Raw genomic sequence first — 21,108 nt, 5'->3', positions numbered from 1 at the left:
CCCTGCGGCTTGGCCGCCGGGATGCGCTGCGCTACCATCCGACTCCTTTTCGACCCGCCAGGACGTCCCGATGAATCGAGTGTTATACCCCGGCACCTTCGACCCCATCACCAAGGGCCACGGTGATCTGGTCGAACGCGCTGCGCGCCTGTTCGATCACGTCATCATCGCCGTCGCCGCCAGCCCCAAGAAGAACCCGCTGTTCCCGCTGGAACAACGCGTGGAACTGGCCCGCGAGGTCACCAGGCACCTGCCCAACGTGGAAGTCGTGGGCTTCTCCAGCCTGCTTGCACACTTCGTCAAGGAACAGGGTGCCAACGTGTTCCTGCGCGGCCTGCGCGCCGTGTCGGACTTCGAGTATGAGTTCCAGCTGGCCAACATGAACCGGCAACTGGCGCCGGATGTCGAGAGCCTGTTCCTGACCCCGTCGGAAAAGTACTCCTTCATCTCCTCGACCCTGGTCCGCGAGATCGCCGCGCTCGGTGGCGACATCAGCAAGTTCGTCCATCCGGCCGTCGCCGACGCCCTGAACGAGCGCTTCCGCAAGCAATAAGCGCCGGCCGTTCACGCCTGTCGGATGCCCCTCTCCCATTCATGAGAGAGGGGCAAAGCGGCGCCACGTTCCCTACCCTCTCCCCGCCCCCTCTCCTGTATTCGGGAGAGGGGCGCAAAGCGCCCAACCGGCCGGGCCAATGGCACAAGACGCAGCGATCCGGCACAATTCGCCTCATCGTTGTCTGCCAGTGTCGCGGCGTCGCCTCGACAGGAGTTGTTTTCATGTCCCTGATCATCACCGACGACTGCATCAACTGCGACGTCTGCGAACCCGAGTGCCCCAACGGCGCCATTTCCCAGGGTGAGGAGATCTACGTGATCGACCCCAACCTGTGCACCGAGTGCGTCGGTCACTACGACGAGCCCCAGTGCCAGCAGGTGTGCCCGGTCGACTGCATCCCGCTCGACGAGAACAACGTCGAGAGCAAGGATGAGCTGATGCAGAAGTACCGCATCATCACCGGCAAAGCCTGATCCCTCCTCCCCGCCCGGGGGGCGAAGGGCCTTCCGTGGCGGCTGCGCATCGCCCATCCCCAGGCCAGGGCTGCTAAGCTTGCAGCCTCCTTCAGCCGCCCCGGTAGATCGCATGTTGCGCAACCTCCTGCTATCGACCCTGCTGCTCGGCGCCAGCCTGCTGGCCCAGGCAGCACCGCACCAGCCCGCCATTGCCACCGCTCACCCGGCCGCCACTGCGGCCGCCAAGCAGATACTCGACGCCGGCGGCAACGCCTTCGATGCCGCCGTCGCCGCCAGCGCTGCGCTGGCCGTGGTCGAACCCTACGGCTCCGGCCTGGGCGGCGGTGGTTTCTTCCTCCTGCGCAGCGCAGGCGACACGCCCCGCTACGACTTCATCGATGCACGCGAACGGGCGCCGCTGGAGGCCAAGGCGGACCTCTACGTGCGTGACGGCAAGGTGCAGCGCGAGCTGTCGCTCAATGGCGCACTGGCCGCCGCCATTCCCGGCTTGCCGGCCGCCCTGGTGGAGCTGGCCGAGCATCACGGGCGCCTGCCGCTGAAAACCAGCCTGGCACCGGCCATTCGCCTGGCCAGGGAAGGCTTTGCCGTGGACCGTGTCTACCGCGAACGGGCCACCTGGCGCCTGGCCGCGCTGCGTGACGATGCGGAAAGCGCGAAGCTGTTCCTCGACCAGGGCGACGTGCCCGCCGAAGGCCAGTTGCTGCGCCAGGCGGACCTGGCCGTCACCCTGCAGGCCCTGGCCGATCACGGCCGCGCCGGCTTCTACCAGGGCCCGATTGCCGAGCGCCTCGCCGCGGGCGTACGCCAGGCCGGCGGTATCTGGACGCTCGACGACCTGCGCGAGTACCGCGTGGCGCGTCGCGAGCCGCTGCGCTTTCGCCTCGAGGACGGCCACGAGCTGATCAGCGCGCCGCCCCCCTCTGCAGGCGGCGTGGCGCTGGCCCAGAGCCTGGCGATACTCCAGCAACTGCCCTGGCAGGAAGCCGAACCGGTGCAGCGCGTGCACTACGTGGTCGAGGCCCTGCGCCGGGCGTACCGTGATCGCGCCCTGCTGGGCGACCCGGATTTCGTCAAGAACCCGCTGCAGGAGATGCTCTCGCCCGGCCACCTCGCCGTGCTGGCCGGCAGCATCGACCCTGAGCAGGCCACGCCGAGTTCCGCCCTGCCACCGGCCGGCACCTGGCATGAAGGCGACCACACCACGCACTTCGCCGTACTCGACGCCCAGGGCAACTCGGTTGCCGCCACCCTGTCGGTCAACCTGCCGTTCGGCGCCGCCTTCACCGTGCCCGGCACGGGTGTGTTGCTCAACGATGAAATGGACGATTTCGCCGCCGACGTGCAGGGCTCGAATGCCTATGGCCTGGCCGGCAGCGAGGTCAACGCGATCGCCGGCGGCAAGCGCCCGCTGTCCTCGATGAGCCCGAGCTTCCTCGAAAGCAACGACGAATTCACCGCCTTCGGCACCCCCGGCGGCAGCCGCATCCCCAGCATGGTGCTGCTGTCGATGCTGGAGTACCTGGACGATCAGCCCATCGAGCGCTGGCCGGTCGTGGCCCGCTACCACCATCAGTTCCTACCCGACGTGATCGAGCACGAGCCGGACACCTTCAGCGCCGAGCAGATCGCCGAGCTGCAGAAGCGCGGCTACCAGCTCAAGCGCCTGGACCGGCAGTACGGCAACCAGCAGGTGCTGTTCTGGAACAAGGTGAGTGGCGCCGTCCAGGCGGCCAGCGACCCGCGCGGGATCGGTGAGGCGCTGGTGCCGGCGGGCGAGTAAGCACAGGCGCCAGCGCGACTGAAGCCCCTCCCACGGAGCCCGTGCGCTGTGCGAGGGGCGGGCCGCTACGAGAGCTTGATCAGGCTTTCCTGCTCGTCGCCGAACTGGCGCAGCTCGCGGAACAGCGCCTGCTCGCTGCCAAGCATGAGCACGTTGCGCAGGCTCTGGAAGATGCGGCTGGCATAGCCCAGGTCGTTCATCAGCGAGCTGGTCTGCAGGCCATCCAGGCGTCCGCTGCGCACATCGGCGAACAGCCGCTGGCGGAAGCCCGCATCGAAACCCGCCGCCTGCTCGTCGAGCCAGCGCAGGCGTGACTGCCAGACATCCTCGGGCAGATCGCTGCGCGCCAGTTCGCGCACCTCATGCAGGGTCGTCAGCAGGTGGCGCCGCAGTTCCACGTAGGCATCGCGCACCGCCGATGGCGGCGCATCGAGGTAGTGCCCCAGGTTCTTCTGCAGGTGCTTGGCATCCTTGACCGCATCCACCAGTTGCAACGCGGCCAGCTGACAGCTCACCCAGAACTGCTGGTGCGCCTCGTCCATCGGCAGTTCCATGCGCCCCATGAAGCTCAGCAGGTCGCCGTAAACGCCCTTGATATGAAACTGGTAGAGGTGTTCGGCATCGAAGCCGGCGTGCGAGGGCTTGGCCTGCAGCAGCTGCTCGTCGGCCCGCGAGCGCGCCAGCTGGTCCACGGGCAGGTAGAGGGCGTGGCAGATCACCTCCAGGCTCAGGCGCCCGAGGTGCCCCAGCTCCTGCACCACGGCCCCGGAAGCGGCCTCGACCGAGTCCAGTGCGCGCTCGCTGAGATAGCGGGCCTGGGTGCGCTGGGGCTCGACGACCTGCTCGGGCAGCAGCTCGGTGATCAGTACCTGAGGCTCGGCGCGCTCCGGCAACCAGCGAATCAGGACGCGCGCCAGGCGCTCCTGCAATGGCCAGAACAGGGCGACGCCCATGGCGTTGAAGAGGGTGTGGAACATCGCCAGCTGGATCAGGCTGTTGTCACCCAGCCCCAGCGGTTCGGCCAGGGCGTGCACCAGCCAGGTCAACGGCCCGAGCAGGCAGAAGGCCAGTGTCCCGGTGGTGATGTTGAACAGCACATGGGCCAGGGCAAGGCGCTGGCCGCTGCGGTTGCCACCCAGGGAGCCGACGAACGCCGTGGTCACGCTGCTGCCGACATTCGAACCGATGGCGATGGCCAGGCTCTGCCCCAGCTCCAGCTGACCACTGGCCAGGGCCGCCAGCGTCAGCATCAGGGTCGCATGGCTGGACTGCAGCACCACGGTGATGGCCATACCGATGGCCGTGAACAGCAGTGCGCCTGCCAGCCCGCCCGCCTGCATGCCGGTCATGTCCAGGTCACCGAAACTGGCGAAGCCGTCCTTGATCTGGTCGATACCGAGGAAGATGAAGGCAATGCCCAGCACGATGCGCCCTGCCGCCTTGCTCCGGGTGCCGAAGAAACCGGCCAGCACGCCGAAGACCAGCAGCGGCAGCGCCAGGGGACTGAGGCTGAGGTTCTGCCCGGCCAGCGCCAGCAGCCAGATGCCGCTGGTGGCGCCCAGGTTGGCGCCGAACAGGATGGCGATGCCACCGGCCAGCTGGATCAGCCCGGTGCTGATGAAGGCGATGGTGAGCAGCGACACCAGGGTGCTGGACTGCAGCAGCAGCGTGCCACCGATGCCGAACAGCAGGCTCTTGAAGGACGTCGAGGTACTGCGCGCGAGGATCTGCTCCAGCTTGCTGCCGGCCAGTTGACGCAGGCCCTCCTCCAGGCACTGCATGCCGAACAGGAACACCGCCAGGCCGGCGCACAACTGCAACCAACCCTGGCTGAACCAGAACGAGGCGATCAACCCCACGACCAGCAGACACAGCATCACCCAGCGCAGGTACTTCATCGGCACCGTTCCATCCTTTTAGCGGTGTACAAACGCAAACGGCCCCTCGCCTCGAAACCGAGGCGAGGGGCCGTGTACAGAAGCCTACAGCGGATCAGTCCTGCTTGTAGCCACTGCTGGTGCAGCCGAGGCAGCGTACGAACGCCTCTTTGCCCGGCTCGACCACCAGGGACTGTGCGGCTTCACCGACGTTGCCGCCCAGTGCGGTGAACGGCAGGCTGACGATGAAGGCCGCGGCGCCGATGGCGGTGGCGCCGATCAGCAGCGGGCGGGCGATGACCAGGTCACCGACCATGGCGTAGCCCTTCGGGGCTTCGACGGAGTAGATCGGGTCGCCGCTGGCGTTCTGCTGAACCACTTCCGCCTGTGCCGGCAGCGCCAGCAGGCCAGAGGTCAGCGCCAGGACAGCAGCGGTTGTGCGGAACGCTTTCATGGATCGATCCTTCAGGTTTTTCGGGAAAGTGCCAGTAACTATAACAGCGCATTGGCAATTGTCAGCGTGACGGACGTCAATCGCCATGAAACGCGTACTCCGGCTTTTTCGGTACATAAGGCCGGAAGAACGCCAGCATGGCTGCCAGATCGGCCTTTTCGTCGCCGCTGGGCTGAAAGGTCGGGCCGATCACCACGCGGCGATGCTGGTAATCCAGCGCCGCCAGGACGATGGGTACGCCAGCCCCCTGGGCGATGTGGTAGAAGCCCATCTTCCAGCGCTCGACCTTCTTGCGCGTGCCCTCGGGCGAGAGCACCAGGATGAACTCATCATGCTCGCGAAAGGCCTGTACGGCCTGCTCGACGGTGTTCAGCTGACGCTCGCGGCGGATGGCGATACCGCCCCAGGCGCGCATCAGGCCGCCGAACGGCCAGCGAAAGATGCTGTGCTTGCCGAACCAGCGGGCGTTGAGGCGCAGCACGAATTTCAGTGCGATGAAGATCACGAAGTCCCAGTTGGACGTGTGGTGGGCACCGATGGCGACGAACTTGTCGAGTTTCGGCAGCGCCCCCTCGATACGCCAGCCCAGGAGTTTCAGCACGCTGCGTCCCAGCCATTCGGCAGCCGGGTTGGGCGGCAGGTAGTTAGCGGACATCGATCGACCTCTTGTTCTTATTCTGGGTATCAGGCTACCCGCCGCAGGCTATCCGGCGGGCCGCCGTCAGCGTCTCAGCGCTGACACTTGGGGCAGTACACGCTGGCGCGCTGGCCCAGTTTCACCTCGCGCAGGGTGCTGCCACAGACCTTGCAGAACTCGCTAGCGCGCCCGTAGGCGAACAGTTCCTGCTGGAAGTAGCCAGGCTGGCCGTCGCCGCCGACGAAGTCACGCAGGGTGGTGCCGCCACGCTCGATGGCGTGGGCGAGAATGCGCTTGATCTCCTCGGCCAGGCGCAGGTAGCGTGCCCGCGAGATCGCCCCGGCCTCGCGCCGTGGGTCGATACCGGCGGCGAACAGGGCCTCGGTGGCGTAGATGTTGCCCACCCCGACCACCACGGCGTTGTCCATGATGAAGGGCTTGACCGCCATGCTGCGCCCGCGTGACAGCTGGAACAGGCGCTCACCGTCGAACAGACCGCCCAGCGGTTCGGGGCCGAGCTTGCTGAGCAGCTCGTGGCGCAACGGGTCGTCGCTCCACAGCAGCGCGCCGAAACGACGCGGGTCGGTGTAACGCAGGGCCAGGCCCGACTCCAGCTCGATATCCACGTGCTCGTGCTTGGCCGCGGCCAGGCCGCACTCGACCAGGCGCAAGCTGCCGGACATGCCCAGGTGGCTGATCAGGCTGCCGACTTCGGCCTTGATCAGCAGGTACTTGGCGCGCCGCTCGACGCACTCGATGCGCTGGCCGGACAGGCGCACGTCCAGGTCTTCGGGGATGGGCCAGCGCAGACGGCGCTCGCGCACGATGACGCGCGTGACGCGCTGGCCTTCGAGGTACGGCGCAATGCCGCGACGGGTGGTTTCGACTTCTGGCAATTCGGGCATGGCAGCAGGACAGGACAACGGCGGTGCGCCACCTTAGCAGGAGCGACAGGCAGAACGGTAGCGCGCCACGGCGAGCGGCGCTGCCCGCCCGCCATGGCGCGCCTGGCTACATCACCGCCAGGTCGCGAATGCTCTCGCGCAGGTTCTCGAAGTCGTACTCGGACAGGCCCACGTATTCCAGGATTGGCTGCGAGATGTACTGCCACTCCAGGTCGACGGCCTGCCCGCCGAGCACACGGTGCGACTCGCAGATGTGTTCGGCCATCTTGAGGATGCCCAGCAGCGTCTTGAGCTGCGCATCGCGCGAGGATTCGTCGCTGAAGATCGACAGCGCGTTGTGGTGGTTGGCGATGACTTCGCAGAGATGCTCCGGCAAGCGCCAGGAGCGTGCGGTGAAGTAACCCACCACGGCATGGTTGGTGGTGAGCATGCGGTTCTCGGTATCCACCACCCGGCGTTCGTCGCTGGCACTGGCGTAGGCCTCCTCCAGCACTTCCATGTAGTTGGGGAAGCGCTTGAGCATCAACGGGATGCCGCAATCGTGGAACAGACCCAGGCTGTAGGCCTCGTCGGGCGACTGGTAGCCGAGGCGCTTGGCCAGCGTCAGGCAGGTCATGGCCACGTCCTGGGCGCTGTCCCAGAAGCGGTTGAGCACCAGAATCGCCTCATCGGTCAGCTCGCCCTTGATCGATTGCGCGTTGATCAGATTGATCACCGTGTTGCAACCGAGCAGGTTGACCGCCTGCTGGATCGAGGCGATGCGGTTGGACAGGCCGAAATGCGCCGAGTTGACGATCTTCAGCAGCGCACCGGACAGCCCCGGGTCCTGACTGATCAGCTTGGCGATGGTGCGCAGATCGGGGTTGGGCATGATCTGCTCCATCTGCAGATCCACCATGATCTGCGGCTGCGGCGGCACACTGATGCCCTGCAGGGCTTGCTGGATCTGTTCGGCGGAGAGTTCGAAGGCCATGGCACGCACGTACGAAGTGAGAAGTACGCCACAGTTTAGCCAAAGCCCGACCCGGCCAGCAGCAGACTTTTGTAAACAGCGGGCGCAGGCGCAACCCGCTATAATTCCGCTCTTTTATCTGCGGAGCCCGAACTCATGCCCTCCCTGCCCAGCCTGCGCCTGAAAGCCAACGCCGACCGACGCCTGCGCGCCGGCCACCTGTGGGTCTACAGCAACGAGATCGACGTCGCCGCCACCCCGCTGCACGGGTTCGCCGCCGGCGACCAGGCCATCCTCGAAGCGGCCGGCGGCAAGCCGCTGGGCATCGTCGCGATGAGCCCGAACAACCTGATCTGCGCCCGCCTGCTGTCGCGCGACGTCAAGCACGTGCTGGACAAGTCGCTGCTGGTGCATCGCCTCAACGTCGCCCTGAGCCTGCGCGAGCGCCTGTTCGACAAACCCTGCTACCGCCTGGTCTACGGCGACTCCGACCTGCTGCCGGGCCTGGTGGTCGACCGTTTCTTCGACATCCTCGTGGTGCAACTGGCCTCGGCGACCATGGAGGCGCACAAGGACGACGTCGTCGCCGCGCTGATCCAGGTGCTCAAGCCCAGCGGCATCCTGTTCAAGAACGACTCCAGCGCGCGTGACGCCGAAGGCCTGCAGCGCTACGTCGAGACCGTCTACGGCGAGGTGCCGGAGTGGGTCGCGCTGGAAGAGAACGGGGTGAAGTTCGAAGCCCCGGTGATCGACGGGCAGAAAACCGGCTGGTTCTACGACCACCGCATGAACCGCGCGCGCCTGGCGCCCTACGTGAAGGGCAAGCGCGTGCTCGACCTGTTCAGCTACATCGGCGGCTGGGGCGTGCAGGCCGCCGCCTTCGGCGCCAGCGAAGTGTTCTGCGTCGACGCCTCGGGGTTCGCCCTCGACGGTGTCGAGCGCAACGCCGCACTCAACGGCGTGGGCGAGAACGTCACCTGCGTCGAGGGCGATGCCTTCGCCGCCCTGCGTGAACTGAAGGCCGCCGAAGAACGCTTCGACGTGGTGATCGCCGACCCGCCCGCCTTCATCAAGCGCAAGAAGGACATCAAGAACGGCGAGGCCGCCTATCGCCGCCTCAACGAAACGGCCATGCGCATGCTCAACAAGGACGGCATCCTGGTCAGCGCCAGTTGCTCGATGCACCTCGACGAAGACCACCTGCAGAACATCCTGCTGACCAGCGCACGCCACCTGGATCGCAATATCCAGCTGCTCGAGCGCGGCGCCCAGGGGCCCGACCACCCGGTGCACCTGGCCATCGCCGAGACCCGCTACATCAAGAGCCTGACCGTTCGCCTGCTGCCCAACAGTTGAGCAACCTGCACCTGCCGAGTGCGTTTCGGCAGGTGCCCCCTCCTCGCCACGCTGTTACCTCTCCCCACACCTTCCTCGCGTGTTGCGCTGCCTGAGCTAGTCTTCAACCTGCATGGCAGAGCGCTAGCAGATGACCGTTCATCGGCTGGCTTGCTTATTGCTTTTGGTTATCGACATAACGATCGCCCCACACGACAGGGACGAATCGACTCAGGTGTTGGAGCCTCGGTCACGAGCTGGCTCCATATTGCGGGCAATGGGGAGGACTATGACTGCGCAAGCTGGGAACGAAGCGTTCCTGCGATTCACCAACGTCAAGAAGACCTACGATCACAAGACCCTGGTGGTCAAGGACTTCAACCTCAACGTGGCCAAGGGCGAGTTCATCACCCTGCTCGGCCCTTCCGGATCGGGCAAGACCACCTGCCTGATGATGCTCGCCGGTTTCGAAGACGTGACCAGCGGCGAGATCCTGATCAACGGCCGCAACGTCACCAGCATCGCGCCCTACGACCGCAACATCGGCATGGTCTTCCAGCAGTACGCGCTGTTCCCGCACATGACCATCCGCGAGAACCTCGCCTACCCGCTGAAGATCCGCAAGCTGCCCAAGGACGAGATTCGCGCCAAGGTCGAGCAGTACTTGGCCCTGGTCGAGCTGCAGGCCTTCGGCGGCCGCTATCCCGGCCAGCTCTCCGGCGGCCAGCGCCAGCGCGTGGCACTGGCCCGCGCGCTGATCTTCGCGCCGGACATCGTGCTGATGGACGAGCCGCTCGGCGCGCTGGACAAGAAGCTGCGCGAGCAGATGCAGTACGAGATCAAGCGCCTGCATGAGCAGCTCGGTTTCACCGTGATCTACGTGACCCACGACCAGACCGAAGCACTGACCATGAGCGACCGCATCGCCGTGTTCAACAACGGCGTGGTGCAGCAGTGCGCAGCCCCCCACGTGCTGTACGAGCGCCCGGCCAACCTGTTCGTCGCCGACTTCATCGGCGAGAGCAACAAACTGTCCGGGGTGATCGAGGCGGTCGCTGACGATCGCGTGCAGGTGCGCCTCGACGACGGCGGCCTGGTCAGCACGCTCAAGGCCAACTGCAGCGAGGTCGGCCAGGCCACCACGGTGTCCGTGCGCCCGGAGAAGCTCAGCTTCATCGACCGCCTCGGCGGCGGTGGCAACCAGGTCAAGGCGCGCTTCATCACCCGCCACTACGTCGGCGAATACATTCGCTATCACTTCGAGACCGCCAGCGGCAGCGAGCTGGTGGTGAAGAACCTGAACGACAGTTCAGCCCCGCAACTGAGCACTCAGGAAGAGGTCGCCCTGACCTGGCTGCCGGAAGACAGCCAGGCGCTGGATCGATCTGCAGTCCCCACCCACAACTAGTAGAAGCAAATGGAGCACAGCAATGGCTAGATCACTGACTACCAGCGTTTCCACCTTCGCCCTGGTGGCGGCACTGGGGCTCACCGCCGGCAACGCCACCGCCCAGGACAGCCTCACCGTGGTGTCCTGGGGCGGTGCCTACGGGGCGGCGCAGAAGAAGCACGTCATCGATCCCTACCAGGCCGAGTCCGGGGTCAAGGTACTGTTCGAGGACTACTCCGGCGGTGTCGCCGAGATCAAGGCTCAGGTCGAGTCCGGCAACATCCAGTGGGATGTGGTCGACTTCGAGGTGATCGACCTCGAGCGCGCCTGCTCCGAAGGCCTGCTGGAGACCGTCGACCACAGCGTGCTGCCGGCCGGCATCGACGGCACCCCGGCCGACCAGGACTTCATCCCGGAAGCCCTCGCCAGCGAGTGCGCGGTGGGCAACATCGTCTGGTCGGTGGTGTTCGCCTACAACGACAACACCATCGGTGGCACCAAGGCCGCGAGCATCGGCGACTTCTTCGACACCGGCAAGATTCCCGGCAAGCGCGCCATGCGCAAACGCCCGCAGGTGAACATGGAGTGGGCGCTGATGGCGGATGGCGTGGCCCCGAAGGACGTCTACGAAGTGCTGGCGACGCCGGAAGGCCAGCAACGCGCCTTCGCCAAGCTGGACAGCATCAAGAAGGACATCGTCTGGTTCGACTCCTGGTCGCAGGCGCCGCAACTGCTCAACGACGGCGGCGCGGTGCTGGTGCAGTCGGCCAACGGCCGCTTCTACGACGCCATCGTGCAGGAGAAGAAACCCTTCGAGATCGTCTGGGACGGCCACGTCTACGACCTCGACGCCTGGGCCATCGTCAAGGGTTCGAAGAAGAAGGACCTGGCCATGGAGTTCATCAAGTTCGCCACCGGTTCCAAGCCGCTGGCCGGCATGCCGGACGTGGCCTATGGCCCGACCCGCAAGTCGTCCATGCCGCTGGCTGACCAGAGCGCCGCGCCGCACCTGCCGACCGCGCACCTGGATCAGGGCATCCAGGCCGGCTCCGAGTTCTGGGCCGACTACGGCGAGTCGCTGGGCGAGAAGTTCAACGAGTGGCTGCTGAAGTAAGCGCCAGACCCTGCTCTCCCCAGGCCTGCCGTGGGAGGGTTCCAGCCGCGTCGCTCGCGGCCGGGGCCCTCGCCACGGCGCCTCACCGCAACGGGAAAGATGCTGAAATCGGAGTAATGCCTTGTCATCCCTGACCACCAGCGAAGCCGGCCAAGCCGCCAGCGCCCGTCGCCGGAAACGCCTCACCGCGTTCCTCTTCGTGGCGCCGCTGCTGCTGTTCATCATCGTCACCTTCGTCGCCCCGATCGGCACCATGCTGTGGCGCAGCGTGTACCACCCGACCGTGGCCGAACTGATTCCACAGACCCTGACCGAACTGCAGCGCTGGGACGATCACCAGCAGCTGCCGGACGAGCAGACCCTGCAGGTCTTCGTCGGCGAACTGCATGCGCTCAACCAGCAGCGCCTGTCGGGCAAGCTCGCCGAAGAGTTCAACCGCGCCTACGCCGGCATGTCCAGCGTGGTCAAATCCAGTGCCCGCCGGGTCGGGCGCCTCGACGCCGACGCGCTGCCGAGCCAGGGCGTGAAGACCCTGATGCAGGCCCATCGCAACTGGGCCAAACCCGAGCTGTGGTACGCCATCGCACGCGCCGGCAAGGTCTACACCTACGACTACTACCTGACGGCCCTCGACCTGGAGCTGGACCCGGAGACGGGCATCCAGGTGCGTCAGGACACGCAGATCTACCTGCAGCTGTACTCCAAGACCCTGAACATGGCGCTGGTGATCACCCTGCTCTGCGCCCTGCTCGGCTACCCGCTGGCCTACTACCTGGCGGGGCTGCCGTCGAACCGCGCCAACCTGCTGCTGGTGCTGGTGCTGCTGCCGTTCTGGACCTCGCTGCTGGTACGCACCACCTCGTGGATAGCCCTGCTGCAGACCAACGGCGTGATCAACTCCTTCCTCGTGGGGCTCGGTCTGGTCGACCAGCCCATCGAGATGCTCTACACCTCATTCGCCACGGTGGTGGCGATGACCCATATCCTGCTGCCGTTCATGATCCTGCCGCTGTACAGCGTCATGCGCGGCATCGACCCCAGCTACCTGCGCGCGGCCCTGAGCCTCGGCGACAAGCCGATCCCCGCGTTCCTGCGCATCTACTTCCCGATGACCCTGCCCGGCCTCAGCGCAGGCGCGTTGCTGGTGTTCATCATCTCGGTGGGCTACTACATCACCCCGGCCCTGGTCGGCGGCACCGACGGGCAGATGATCAGCAACATCATCGCCTTCCACATGCAGCGCTCGAACAACTGGGAGCTGGCGGCCGCGCTCGGCTCGCTGCTGCTCGGGCTGATCCTGCTGCTGTACTGGGTGTACGACCGTTTCGTCGGCGCCAGCAATATCAAGTTGGGATGAGGACGCGATGAAGACCCCCGCCTACTACGGCTTCTGGCACCACCTCGGCACCTGGCTGCTCAAGGCCGGCTCCTGGCTGGTGCTGCTGTTCCTGATCCTGCCGATCCTGGTGATCGTGCCGCTGTCGTTCAACGCCGAGCCGTTCTTCAGCTTCACCGAAGGCATGCTCACCCTCGACCCGGAGGCCTATTCGCTGCGCTGGTACCGGGAGATATTCAGCGACCCGAAATGGCTGCTGGCGATCAAGAACAGCTTCATCATCGGCATCTTCTCGACCCTCCTCGCCACGGTGTTGGGCACCTGTGCGGCGGTGGGCCTGGCGCGTGACGAGATGCCCTTCAGGCGCTTCGTCACTGCCCTGCTGCTGTCGCCGATGATCGTGCCGCTGATCATCACCGCGGCCGGCATGTTCTTCTTCTATTCCGACCTGGGGCTGGCAGGCGGCTACCTGGGCGTGATCCTGGCGCACGCGGCGTTGGGCACGCCCTTCGTCATCATCACCGTGACGGCCACGCTCACCGGCTTCGACTACAGCCTGGCGCGGGCGGCGCTGAACCTGGGCGCCCGGCCCGTGCGCGTGTTCTTCGACGTGATCATGCCGCTGATCCGCCCCGGCGTGATCAGTGGCGCGCTGTTCGCCTTCATCACCTCCTTCGACGAAGTGGTGGTGATCCTGTTCATGGCCGGCCCGCAGCAGCGCACCATCCCCCGGCAGATGTTCTCCGGCCTGCGCGAGCAGATCAACCCGAGCATCCTGGCCATCGCCACCCTGCTGATCCTGGTCTCCATCGCTCTGCTGGTCACCATCGAACTGCTGCGCCGGCGTGCGGAGCGCATGCGCGGCATCGAGATACCGCATTGAGCCCCGGCGAGCCACGCCAGGCTGCGTACATCCCGGGCTGAATGCCCCGGCCGCGCAGCCTGGCCCTGCCTGGCACACCTTCATCGAGAAACTGACCCATACTGGACAGGTCGCTCATTGGAGGAACGCCTTGAAGGACAAGCACTCGGAAGAGTCCCTGCTCAGCGCGGCCTGGCAGTCCGCCCCTCTCGGCCTGGGTCTGCTCGATGTCCGTGGCTGCCTGCAGTACAGCAACCCGGCGTTGCAGGCACTGATCGGCGAGCACGGCAACAAGCCGCTGACGCAGTGGCTGCATCCACAGGACCGCGACACCTTCGACTACGCACTGGAGCGTGCCCGTCGCCAGCAGCTCGACATCCCCTGCGGCGAGCTGCGCCTGCACAGCCAGGAGGGCGCCTACAAGTGGCTGCACACCAGCGTCTGCTGGGTGTCGCAGGCGGACAGCGGCATCGATCACTTCCTGGTCCGCTTTACCCCGACGCGCTCCACGCAGGAGCGCGCCGAGCAGGCCTACCTGCTCAGCTTCGCCCTCGACTACACCACCGACGGTGCGCTGCTGCTCGATGACGGCCTGAACATCTGCTACCTCAACGACGCCGCCACTCGCCTGCTCGGCCAACGCCGCGAGTACCTGATGGGACAGAGCATCGGCCAGGCGCTGGTGCCCCTGGCCCTGCACTCGGATGACGAGCTGCGCGAGCTGATGCAGGGCCAGGGCCCGGTGCAGCTGGAGCTGAGCCACCCCGTGGATGGCACGCGCTACCACGTCTCGGTGAGGTTCAACCGTTTCTACTACGATCGCCGGGGCTACTGCCTGGCACTCCTGCATGACCTCACCGAACAGCAGCGCCTGGCGGACAGCCTGCTGCACAACGAACGCCAGTTCCGCGCGCTGATCGAGAACACCCACGACGCCGTCGGCCGCCTGACCCCGGACTTCCGCCTGATCTACGCCAACCCGGCCCTCGAAGCCCTGTGCCGGCTGCCGCTGGTGGAGGCACGCGGGCGTCCCGCGCGCGATGCCTTCGGTGACAATTCCCAGGTCGACATCATGGCCGACCTGGTGCGCGAGGTCGCCCTCAGCGGCGACTCGCTCGAGGAGGAGCTGATTCACGGCATCGACGGCCCCGCCGACCTGCAACACCACTACCTGGTGCAACTGGTGCCCGAGCGCAACGCCTCAGGCGCCATCACCAGCGTGCTCTCGCTGGCCAGGGACATCACCAACATCCGCAAGGCCGAACGGCGCCTGGCGCAGAGCAACCAGCAGCTTCGGGACCTGACCACCCGCCGGGAGTCGGCCCGGGAGGAAGAACGCAAGCTGATCGCCCAGGAAATCCATGACGAACTCGGCCAGCACCTGACGGCCTTGCGCATGGGCATTTCCATGCTGCACCTGCAGTTCGGCGCCAAGGCGCCCGGTCTCGACAATGCCGTCGACGGGCTGATGCAACTCTGTGACCGAACCATTCAGGTAGTGCGCTCCATCGCCACCAGCCTGCGCCCGGCGGTGCTCAACATGGGCCTGTACCCGGCCCTGGAGTGGTTGACCAGCGAATTCCGCCAGCACACCCGGATCGAGTGCGAGCTGACCACGCACAGCGACGAACCGGCCCTCAGCGATGACCAGGCGACCACCGCCTTCCGCATCGTGCAGGAAGCGCTGAACAACGTCGCCCGCCATTCCGGCGCGAGCCGGGCGGTGGTGAGCCTGGAACGGCTCGACGACGTCTACCAGCTGGATATCACCGACAACGGGCGCGGCTTCGACCCGTCGGCCGTCAACACGCGCTCCCTGGGCCTCGCCGGCATGCGCGAACGCGGCACCAGCCTCGGCGGCGAAGTGGTGATCTTCAGCCATCCCGGACAAGGCACCACGGTACAGGCCAGCCTGCCCATCACGCCGGCCAAGGAGGACTCATGACCCGCATCATGATCGCGGACGACCACACCATCATGCGCAACGGGCTCAAGCAGCTGATCGAGTTCGACAGCCGCCTGCAGGTGGTCGCGGAAGCGGAGAACGGAGGCCAGGTACTCGAGCGCCTGCGCAGCACCGAGGTCGACCTGGTCCTGCTGGACATGAGCATGCCCGGCATCAGCGGCGAAGACCTCATCGCGCGGATCCACGGGCACTACACCAGGCTGCCGATCCTGGTGCTGAGCATGCACAACGAAGCGCAGATCGCCCAGCGCGCCCTGCGTGCGGGCGCCAGCGGCTACCTGACCAAGGACCACGACGCCGAAACCCTGCTCGCGGCCATCAACAAGGTGGCCAACGGCGGGCGCTATCTCGACCCGCGCATCGCCGAACAGCTGGCCTTCGCCAACGCCGAGGAGCGCAACAGTGGCCTGCACAGCCTGTCGGACCGGGAATTCCAGATCCTGCGCCTGCTCGCCGATGGCCTGGGCGTCAACCAGATCGCCGAACACCTGTCGATCAGCAACAAGACCGTCAGCACCCACAAGACCCGCCTGATGGAGAAGATGGGCTTCAGCTGCAATGCCGACATCATCCGCTTCGCCCTGACGGAGCAGCTGTCGAGGTAGGAAAATTCCTACAAGAAACCGGAATAGCCTTATGCCATCACCGGAATCAGACGATGCCCGGATAGCCCTTCACAGACCATCCTGACAGCCATGAACGGGTAGCCAATACCCGCTCCCGTTGCTCGATGGAGTGTGAACGTGAACGCTCAGACCACCACCCAAGCCAGCTGGATTACCACCGTCCTCGTCAGCCTTTGCAGCCTGTCGCTGGTCTGGCTGGCGACGCAAGTACCCAGCCACTACTGGCTGGTCGCCGCCCTGCTGCCGGGTGTCGTGGTGCATGTCAGCCTGCGCCGCCAGGCCAGCGCGCAGGCGCGGACCCTCTCTGAGGTCCAGGAGAGCGCCATCGCCGTCGGCCAGGCCCGGGAAGCCGAACGCCACGTGCATGGCCTGGCGGAGCTGTGCCGCAACATCGCGCCCATCTGGTCGCAGCAGATCGAAGCCGCCCGCCTCCACACCCAGACCGCCATCGAAGCCCTGAGCGAACGCTTCACCCACCTGGCGCAGCGCATCAGCGCCGTGGTCGGCGTAGATGCGCCGAGCGACGACGAAGCGCTGCTGAAGCTGCTGGCCGGTAGCGAACACGAACTGGAAGACATCGTCAGCCAGTTGCGCCAGGCCCTGGACAGCAAGGAAACCCTGCTCGCCGAAGTGGTCCGCCTCAGCGGCTACACCACCCAGCTGCGCACCATGGCCCAGGAAGTCGGCGACGTCGCCAAGCAGACCAACCTGCTGGCCCTCAACGCCGCCATCGAGGCCGCCCGCGCCGGCGAGGCCGGACGTGGCTTCGCCGTGGTCGCCGACGAGGTGCGCAAGCTCTCGACCCTCTCGGAGGAAACCGGCAAGCGCATCGGCGAGACCATCGAGAACGTCAGCACCGCCATCGAACACACCCTGCACGTCTCCAACGAACACGCCAGCCGCGACGCCAGCACCCTGGAAAGCGCCAGCCAGCTGATCCGCCAGGTCATCGAGGATTTCCGCCACGGCGCCACGCGCCTGGTCGAGCACGGCAATACCCTGCACAGCCAGAACCAGGCGGTCGGCGAGGAAATCTCCGAGGTGCTGGTCGCGCTGCAGTTCCAGGACCGCGTCAGCCAGATGCTCGGCCACATGCGCGACGACATCGAGAAGCTCGGCCTGCGCCTGGTCGATGCAAGCGGCCAGGTCGACGCCAGCGACTGGCTGGACGACCTCTCGCACACCTACACCACGCCCGAACAGCACGCCATCCACAGCGGCCGTCACGGCACGTCCGCCGCCAGCGCTTCCGACATCACCTTCTTCTGAGGACTTCCCCATGGCCAAGACCATTCTCATCGTCGACGACTCCGCCTCGATCCGCCAGGTGGTCGGCATGACCCTGAAGAACGCCGGCTACGACATCATCGAAGGGGTCGATGGCAAGGATGCGCTGACCAAGCTCGACGGGCGCAAGGTGCACCTGATCATCAGCGACGTGAACATGCCGAACATGGACGGCATCACCTTCCTGAAGAACGTCAAGACGCTGGCCAGTTACAAGTTCACCCCGGTGATCATGCTCACCACCGAAGCCGGCGACGCCAAGAAGAGCGAAGGCCAGGCGGCCGGCGCCAAGGCCTGGGTGGTCAAGCCCTTCCAGCCGGCGCAGATGCTGACCGCCGTTTCCAAACTGATCCTGCCCTGAGTCAGGAGGTGCGCCATGCACGCCACGTCCCCAGCCACTGACACCCGCCAACTGGTACTCGACGGCGCCCTGAGCATCTACACCGCCGCCGACACCAAGCCCCGTCTCAGCTCGGCCCTGCAGGGCGCCATCGCCCTGGAGATCGACCTCAGCGGCGTCGAGGAATTCGACTGCGCCGGCCTGCAGCTGCTGCTGGCCACCCGCGAGCAGGCACGGCGCATGGACATCGACCTGCACTTCCGTGGCGTCAGCCCGGCCATCTCGGAACTGCTCCGGCTCAGCGGCCTGGGCACGACGCTGCTCGCAGAGGAGAACCACTGATGAACCTCGACAGCGTGATCGGCACCTTCATCGCCGAGAGCCAGGAGCTGCTGCAGCAGATGGAAGATGCCCTGCTGCAGATCGAGCAGACGCCGGACGACGCCGAACTGATCAATGCCATCTTCCGCGCCGCGCATACCATCAAGGGGTCCTCGGGGCTGTTCGGCTTCGACTCCATCGTCGCCTTCACCCACGTCGCCGAGAGCGTCCTCGACCGCGTCCGCGCCGGCGAGGTGCGCTTCGACGGCGAACTCATCGCCCTCATGCTGCAGGTCGGCGACCACCTGGCCGGGCTGATCGGTCACCTCGCCGAGGGCCGCGACCTGGCCGAGCTGGCGGCGGCACACCACGCTCGCGAGGCCGAACTGGTCCAGGCCCTGCGCCGCTACCTCGACAACCAGGCCGAGACGACCCCCGCCGCCGCCGCGCAGTCCCAGGAGACCGTGGAGGCCAGCGGCAACGGCCACTGGCACCTGTCGCTGCGCTTCGGCCAGGACACCCTGCGCAACGGCATGGATCCGCTGGCCTTCGTTCGCTACCTGGAGACCCTGGGCAGCATCGTGCATGTCGAGCCGGTGCTCGAGCATCTGCCGGTGCTGGACGAGATGGACCCGGAAAGCTGCTACCTGGGCCTGGAACTGGCCTTCTCCAGCGCCGCCGAGGCGCAAGCCATCGAGGGTGCCTTCGACTTCGTCCGCGAAGACGGCAGCATCCGTATCCTGCCGCCCGGCGCGCCGCTGACGGCGCTGCAAGAGCTGCTGGAACTACGCGCCGCCGAAGGCGCCCTGCAAGTTGAACGCCTGGTGCGTTGCACAAGCTTTGACGCTGCACTGCTGGAGCAGGCCAATGGCTCCAGCGCCGTGGCGCCGGCAACGCACCAAGCGGCCATTCCCGCGTCCGGCGCCGGCGAAAGCCGCGCCGTGGCCAGCAAGGAAGCCCCACGCGCAAACGGTGACACCAACCTGATCCGGGTCGACGCTGCCAAGCTGGACCAACTGATCAACCTGGTCGGCGAGCTGATCATCGCCGGCGCCAACACCCGCATGCTGGCCCAGCGCAGCGGCCTGGCCGGCATGTGCGAATCCGCCGAAACGCTGTCGCGGCTGGTCGAGGAAGTGCGCGACAGCGCGCTGACCCTGCGCATGGTGCAGATCGGCGCCACCTTCAATCGCTTCCAGCGCGTGGTCCGCGACGTTTCCAGGGAACTGGGCAAGGACATCGTCCTGCAGGTCAGCGGCGGCGACACCGAGCTGGACAAGACCGTGGTCGAGAAGATCGGCGACCCACTCACCCACCTGGTGCGCAACGCCATGGACCACGGTATCGAACCGGCCGAGGTGCGCCAGGCCGCCGGCAAGCCGCTGCAGGGCGTGGTGCGCCTGAATGCCTACCACGAGGCCGGTGGCATCGTCATCGAGGTGTCCGACGACGGCGGCGGTCTCGACCCGCAGAAGATTCTCGCCAAGGCCAGCCAACGCGGCCTGATCGGCGAAGGCCAGCAGCTCAGCGACAAGGAGATCTTCAACCTGATCTTCGAGCCGGGCTTCTCCACCGCCGAGCAGATCAGCAACCTCTCCGGGCGCGGCGTCGGCATGGACGTGGTCAAGCGCAACATCACCGCCCTGCGTGGCAGCGTCGAGCTCGACAGCGCCCTGGGCCAGGGCACCTGCGTGCGCATCCGCCTGCCGCTGACCCTGGCGATCATCGACGGCTTCCTCATCGGTGTCGGCCAGGCCAGCTACGTCATCCCGCTGGACATGGTCGAAGAATGCATCGAACTGCCCAGCGAACAGCTCGCCGGCCAGGAGCACCTCGACCTGCGTGGCGACGTCCTGCCCTTCATCCGCCTGCGCCAGCTGTTCGAGGACCAGAGCCAGCCGCCCCGGCGCGAGAACGTGGTGGTGATCAGCTACGCCGGGATTCGCGCCGGCCTGGTGGTGGACCAGTTGCTGGGCGAGTTCCAGACCGTGATCAAGCCACTGGGCAAGGTGTTCTGCCAGGTCCCGGCGCTGAGCGGTTTCACCATCCTCGGCAGCGGCGCCGTGGCGCTGATCCTCGATATCCCCGGCCTGCTCTCGCAAGTCAGCCAAGGCGGCAGCAGCCGCACCCTTTCCCCCTCCGGCAACCTCAGGAGTACTGTGCTATGAACCTGGCAACCCGTATCGCGGCGCTGGTCGCAACAGCGCTGATCGCACTGACCCTGCTGGCCCTGCCAGCGCTGAACACCTACCTGGCCCTGGGCATTGCCCTGCTCGCAGGCGCCGCCCTGGCGTTCCAGGGCTGGCAGCTCAACCGTGCGCTGCAGCTGCAGCTCGGCGGCGAACCGCGTGCACTGCATGACCTCGCCGAACAGCTGGCGCAGGGGGAACTGCCCCGCACGAACCAGCCCCAGGCAGCGCGTGGCTCGCTCCTGCACAGCCAGCAGCAGACTGGCGAACAGCTCGCCGCGCTGCTCGCGGAGCTGAACCGTGTGACCGACGAGCATGCCCGCGGCGACATCGACGCCGTCCTCGACAGCCAGCAACCGGGGGTGTACCGCGAGATCGCCGTGGCGATCAACGCGCTGGTAGCCAGCCATATCGACGTGAAGAAGAAGGCCATGACCTGCGTCCGTGCCATCGCCGAGGGCGACCTGCGCGCACCGCTGGAGCAGTTCCCCGGCAAGAAAGCCTTCATCAACGACACCATCGAGACCCTGCGGCGCAACCTCACCGGCCTGATGAGCGAAATGCGGCACATGTCCGACGAGCACGACAAGGGCGACATCGACGTGGTCATCGATGTGTCGCGCTTCGCCGGCAGCTACGCCGAGATCGCCCAGGGCATCAACGCCATGGTCGCCGGCCACATCAGCGTGAAGAAGAAGGCCATGG

General features: G+C 66.3%; 19 protein-coding genes and 1 pseudogene. 15 read left to right on the top strand and 5 right to left on the bottom strand.

The genetic code is table 11. The features are described from left to right. Positions 1–70: 70 nt before the first annotated feature. The 3 genes from coaD (at position 71) to ggt (ending at position 2,812) form a co-directional block, all read left to right on the top strand. Complete coding sequence (coaD, locus tag E4487_RS03070; RefSeq protein ID WP_037056471.1) at positions 71–553, top strand: pantetheine-phosphate adenylyltransferase; 483 nt, start codon at positions 71–73, stop codon at positions 551–553. 224 nt (positions 554–777) lie between these two features. Further along, on the top strand, positions 778–1,029 hold the full coding sequence (locus E4487_RS03065; RefSeq protein WP_004373873.1) for a YfhL family 4Fe-4S dicluster ferredoxin: 252 nt from the start codon (positions 778–780) through the stop codon (positions 1,027–1,029). Between the two features lie 112 nt (positions 1,030–1,141). Next, positions 1,142–2,812 (top strand): gamma-glutamyltransferase, encoded by a 1,671-nt coding sequence (gene ggt / locus E4487_RS03060; RefSeq protein WP_175252691.1) that lies wholly within the window; start codon positions 1,142–1,144, stop codon positions 2,810–2,812. A gap of 65 nt (positions 2,813–2,877) precedes the next feature. On the opposite strand, the gene E4487_RS03055 is transcribed toward ggt, so the two are convergent. The 5 genes from E4487_RS03055 to E4487_RS03035 all read right to left on the bottom strand — a co-directional run bounded on the left by E4487_RS03055 (position 2,878) and on the right by E4487_RS03035 (position 7,604). Further along, positions 2,878–4,710, bottom strand: a complete 1,833-nt coding sequence (locus tag E4487_RS03055) for a Na/Pi cotransporter family protein (protein ID WP_152489821.1) — start codon at positions 4,708–4,710, stop codon at positions 2,878–2,880. Between the two features lie 94 nt (positions 4,711–4,804). After that, the gene (locus E4487_RS03050) at positions 4,805–5,143 is read right to left on the bottom strand and encodes a hypothetical protein (RefSeq protein ID WP_037056474.1); all 339 of its coding nucleotides are present in this window, start codon (positions 5,141–5,143) and stop codon (positions 4,805–4,807) included. 76 nt (positions 5,144–5,219) lie between these two features. Continuing rightward, positions 5,220–5,798: a lysophospholipid acyltransferase family protein gene (locus E4487_RS03045; RefSeq protein ID WP_037056475.1), complete on the bottom strand. Its 579-nt coding sequence runs from the start codon at positions 5,796–5,798 to the stop codon at positions 5,220–5,222. Positions 5,799–5,872: 74 nt separating this feature from the next. Further along, positions 5,873–6,685, bottom strand: coding sequence for a bifunctional DNA-formamidopyrimidine glycosylase/DNA-(apurinic or apyrimidinic site) lyase (mutM, locus tag E4487_RS03040; RefSeq protein WP_150606893.1), 813 nt, complete (start codon positions 6,683–6,685; stop codon positions 5,873–5,875). 106 nt (positions 6,686–6,791) lie between these two features. Further along, a complete protein-coding gene (locus E4487_RS03035) occupies positions 6,792–7,604 on the bottom strand; it encodes an HDOD domain-containing protein (protein ID WP_167494334.1) in 813 nt (270 codons plus the stop codon). A gap of 189 nt (positions 7,605–7,793) precedes the next feature. Here E4487_RS03035 and E4487_RS03030 point away from each other — a divergent pair, with 189 nt between their 5' ends. The 12 genes and pseudogenes from E4487_RS03030 to E4487_RS02975 all read left to right on the top strand — a co-directional run. Further along, a complete protein-coding gene (locus E4487_RS03030; protein WP_037056478.1) occupies positions 7,794–8,993 on the top strand; it encodes a class I SAM-dependent rRNA methyltransferase in 1,200 nt (399 codons plus the stop codon). 268 nt (positions 8,994–9,261) lie between these two features. Further along, positions 9,262–10,380, top strand: coding sequence for an ABC transporter ATP-binding protein (locus E4487_RS03025; RefSeq protein ID WP_047591973.1), 1,119 nt, complete (start codon positions 9,262–9,264; stop codon positions 10,378–10,380). A 22-nt stretch (positions 10,381–10,402) separates the two neighbouring features. Next, the gene (locus tag E4487_RS03020) at positions 10,403–11,476 is read left to right on the top strand and encodes an ABC transporter substrate-binding protein (RefSeq protein ID WP_037056481.1); all 1,074 of its coding nucleotides are present in this window, start codon (positions 10,403–10,405) and stop codon (positions 11,474–11,476) included. 121 nt (positions 11,477–11,597) lie between these two features. Then, positions 11,598–12,833, top strand: coding sequence for an ABC transporter permease (locus tag E4487_RS03015; protein WP_134676404.1), 1,236 nt, complete (start codon positions 11,598–11,600; stop codon positions 12,831–12,833). A 7-nt stretch (positions 12,834–12,840) separates the two neighbouring features. Beyond that, positions 12,841–13,695 (top strand): ABC transporter permease, encoded by an 855-nt coding sequence (locus E4487_RS03010; protein ID WP_037056483.1) that lies wholly within the window; start codon positions 12,841–12,843, stop codon positions 13,693–13,695. Positions 13,696–13,825: 130 nt separating this feature from the next. After that, the gene (locus tag E4487_RS03005; protein ID WP_134676403.1) at positions 13,826–15,619 is read left to right on the top strand and encodes a PAS domain-containing protein; all 1,794 of its coding nucleotides are present in this window, start codon (positions 13,826–13,828) and stop codon (positions 15,617–15,619) included. Next, a complete protein-coding gene (locus E4487_RS03000) occupies positions 15,616–16,245 on the top strand; it encodes a response regulator transcription factor (protein ID WP_047588915.1) in 630 nt (209 codons plus the stop codon). The genes E4487_RS03005 and E4487_RS03000 overlap by 4 nt, the downstream gene beginning before the upstream one ends. A gap of 132 nt (positions 16,246–16,377) precedes the next feature. Next, positions 16,378–17,535: a methyl-accepting chemotaxis protein gene (locus E4487_RS24665; RefSeq protein WP_373921501.1), complete on the top strand. Its 1,158-nt coding sequence runs from the start codon at positions 16,378–16,380 to the stop codon at positions 17,533–17,535. A gap of 10 nt (positions 17,536–17,545) precedes the next feature. Beyond that, positions 17,546–17,914 (top strand): response regulator, encoded by a 369-nt coding sequence (locus tag E4487_RS02990; protein WP_037056485.1) that lies wholly within the window; start codon positions 17,546–17,548, stop codon positions 17,912–17,914. A gap of 15 nt (positions 17,915–17,929) precedes the next feature. Beyond that, positions 17,930–18,235, top strand: a complete 306-nt coding sequence (locus tag E4487_RS02985; RefSeq protein WP_037056486.1) for a lipid asymmetry maintenance protein MlaB — start codon at positions 17,930–17,932, stop codon at positions 18,233–18,235. After that, complete coding sequence (locus tag E4487_RS02980; protein WP_175252690.1) at positions 18,235–20,382, top strand: chemotaxis protein CheA; 2,148 nt, start codon at positions 18,235–18,237, stop codon at positions 20,380–20,382. The genes E4487_RS02985 and E4487_RS02980 overlap by 1 nt, the downstream gene beginning before the upstream one ends. Then, a pseudogene (locus E4487_RS02975) lies at positions 20,379–21,108 on the top strand (hypothetical protein); the annotation flags it as partial. The gene E4487_RS02980 and the pseudogene E4487_RS02975, both read left to right, overlap by 4 nt.

This window comes from Pseudomonas sp. BMW13, from assembly GCF_013357275.1.
GTDB classification, from domain to species: domain Bacteria; phylum Pseudomonadota; class Gammaproteobacteria; order Pseudomonadales; family Pseudomonadaceae; genus Aquipseudomonas; species Aquipseudomonas khazarica.
Note: the sequence above shows the minus strand (reverse complement) of the source record. Positions and strands in the feature narration are given on the sequence as shown.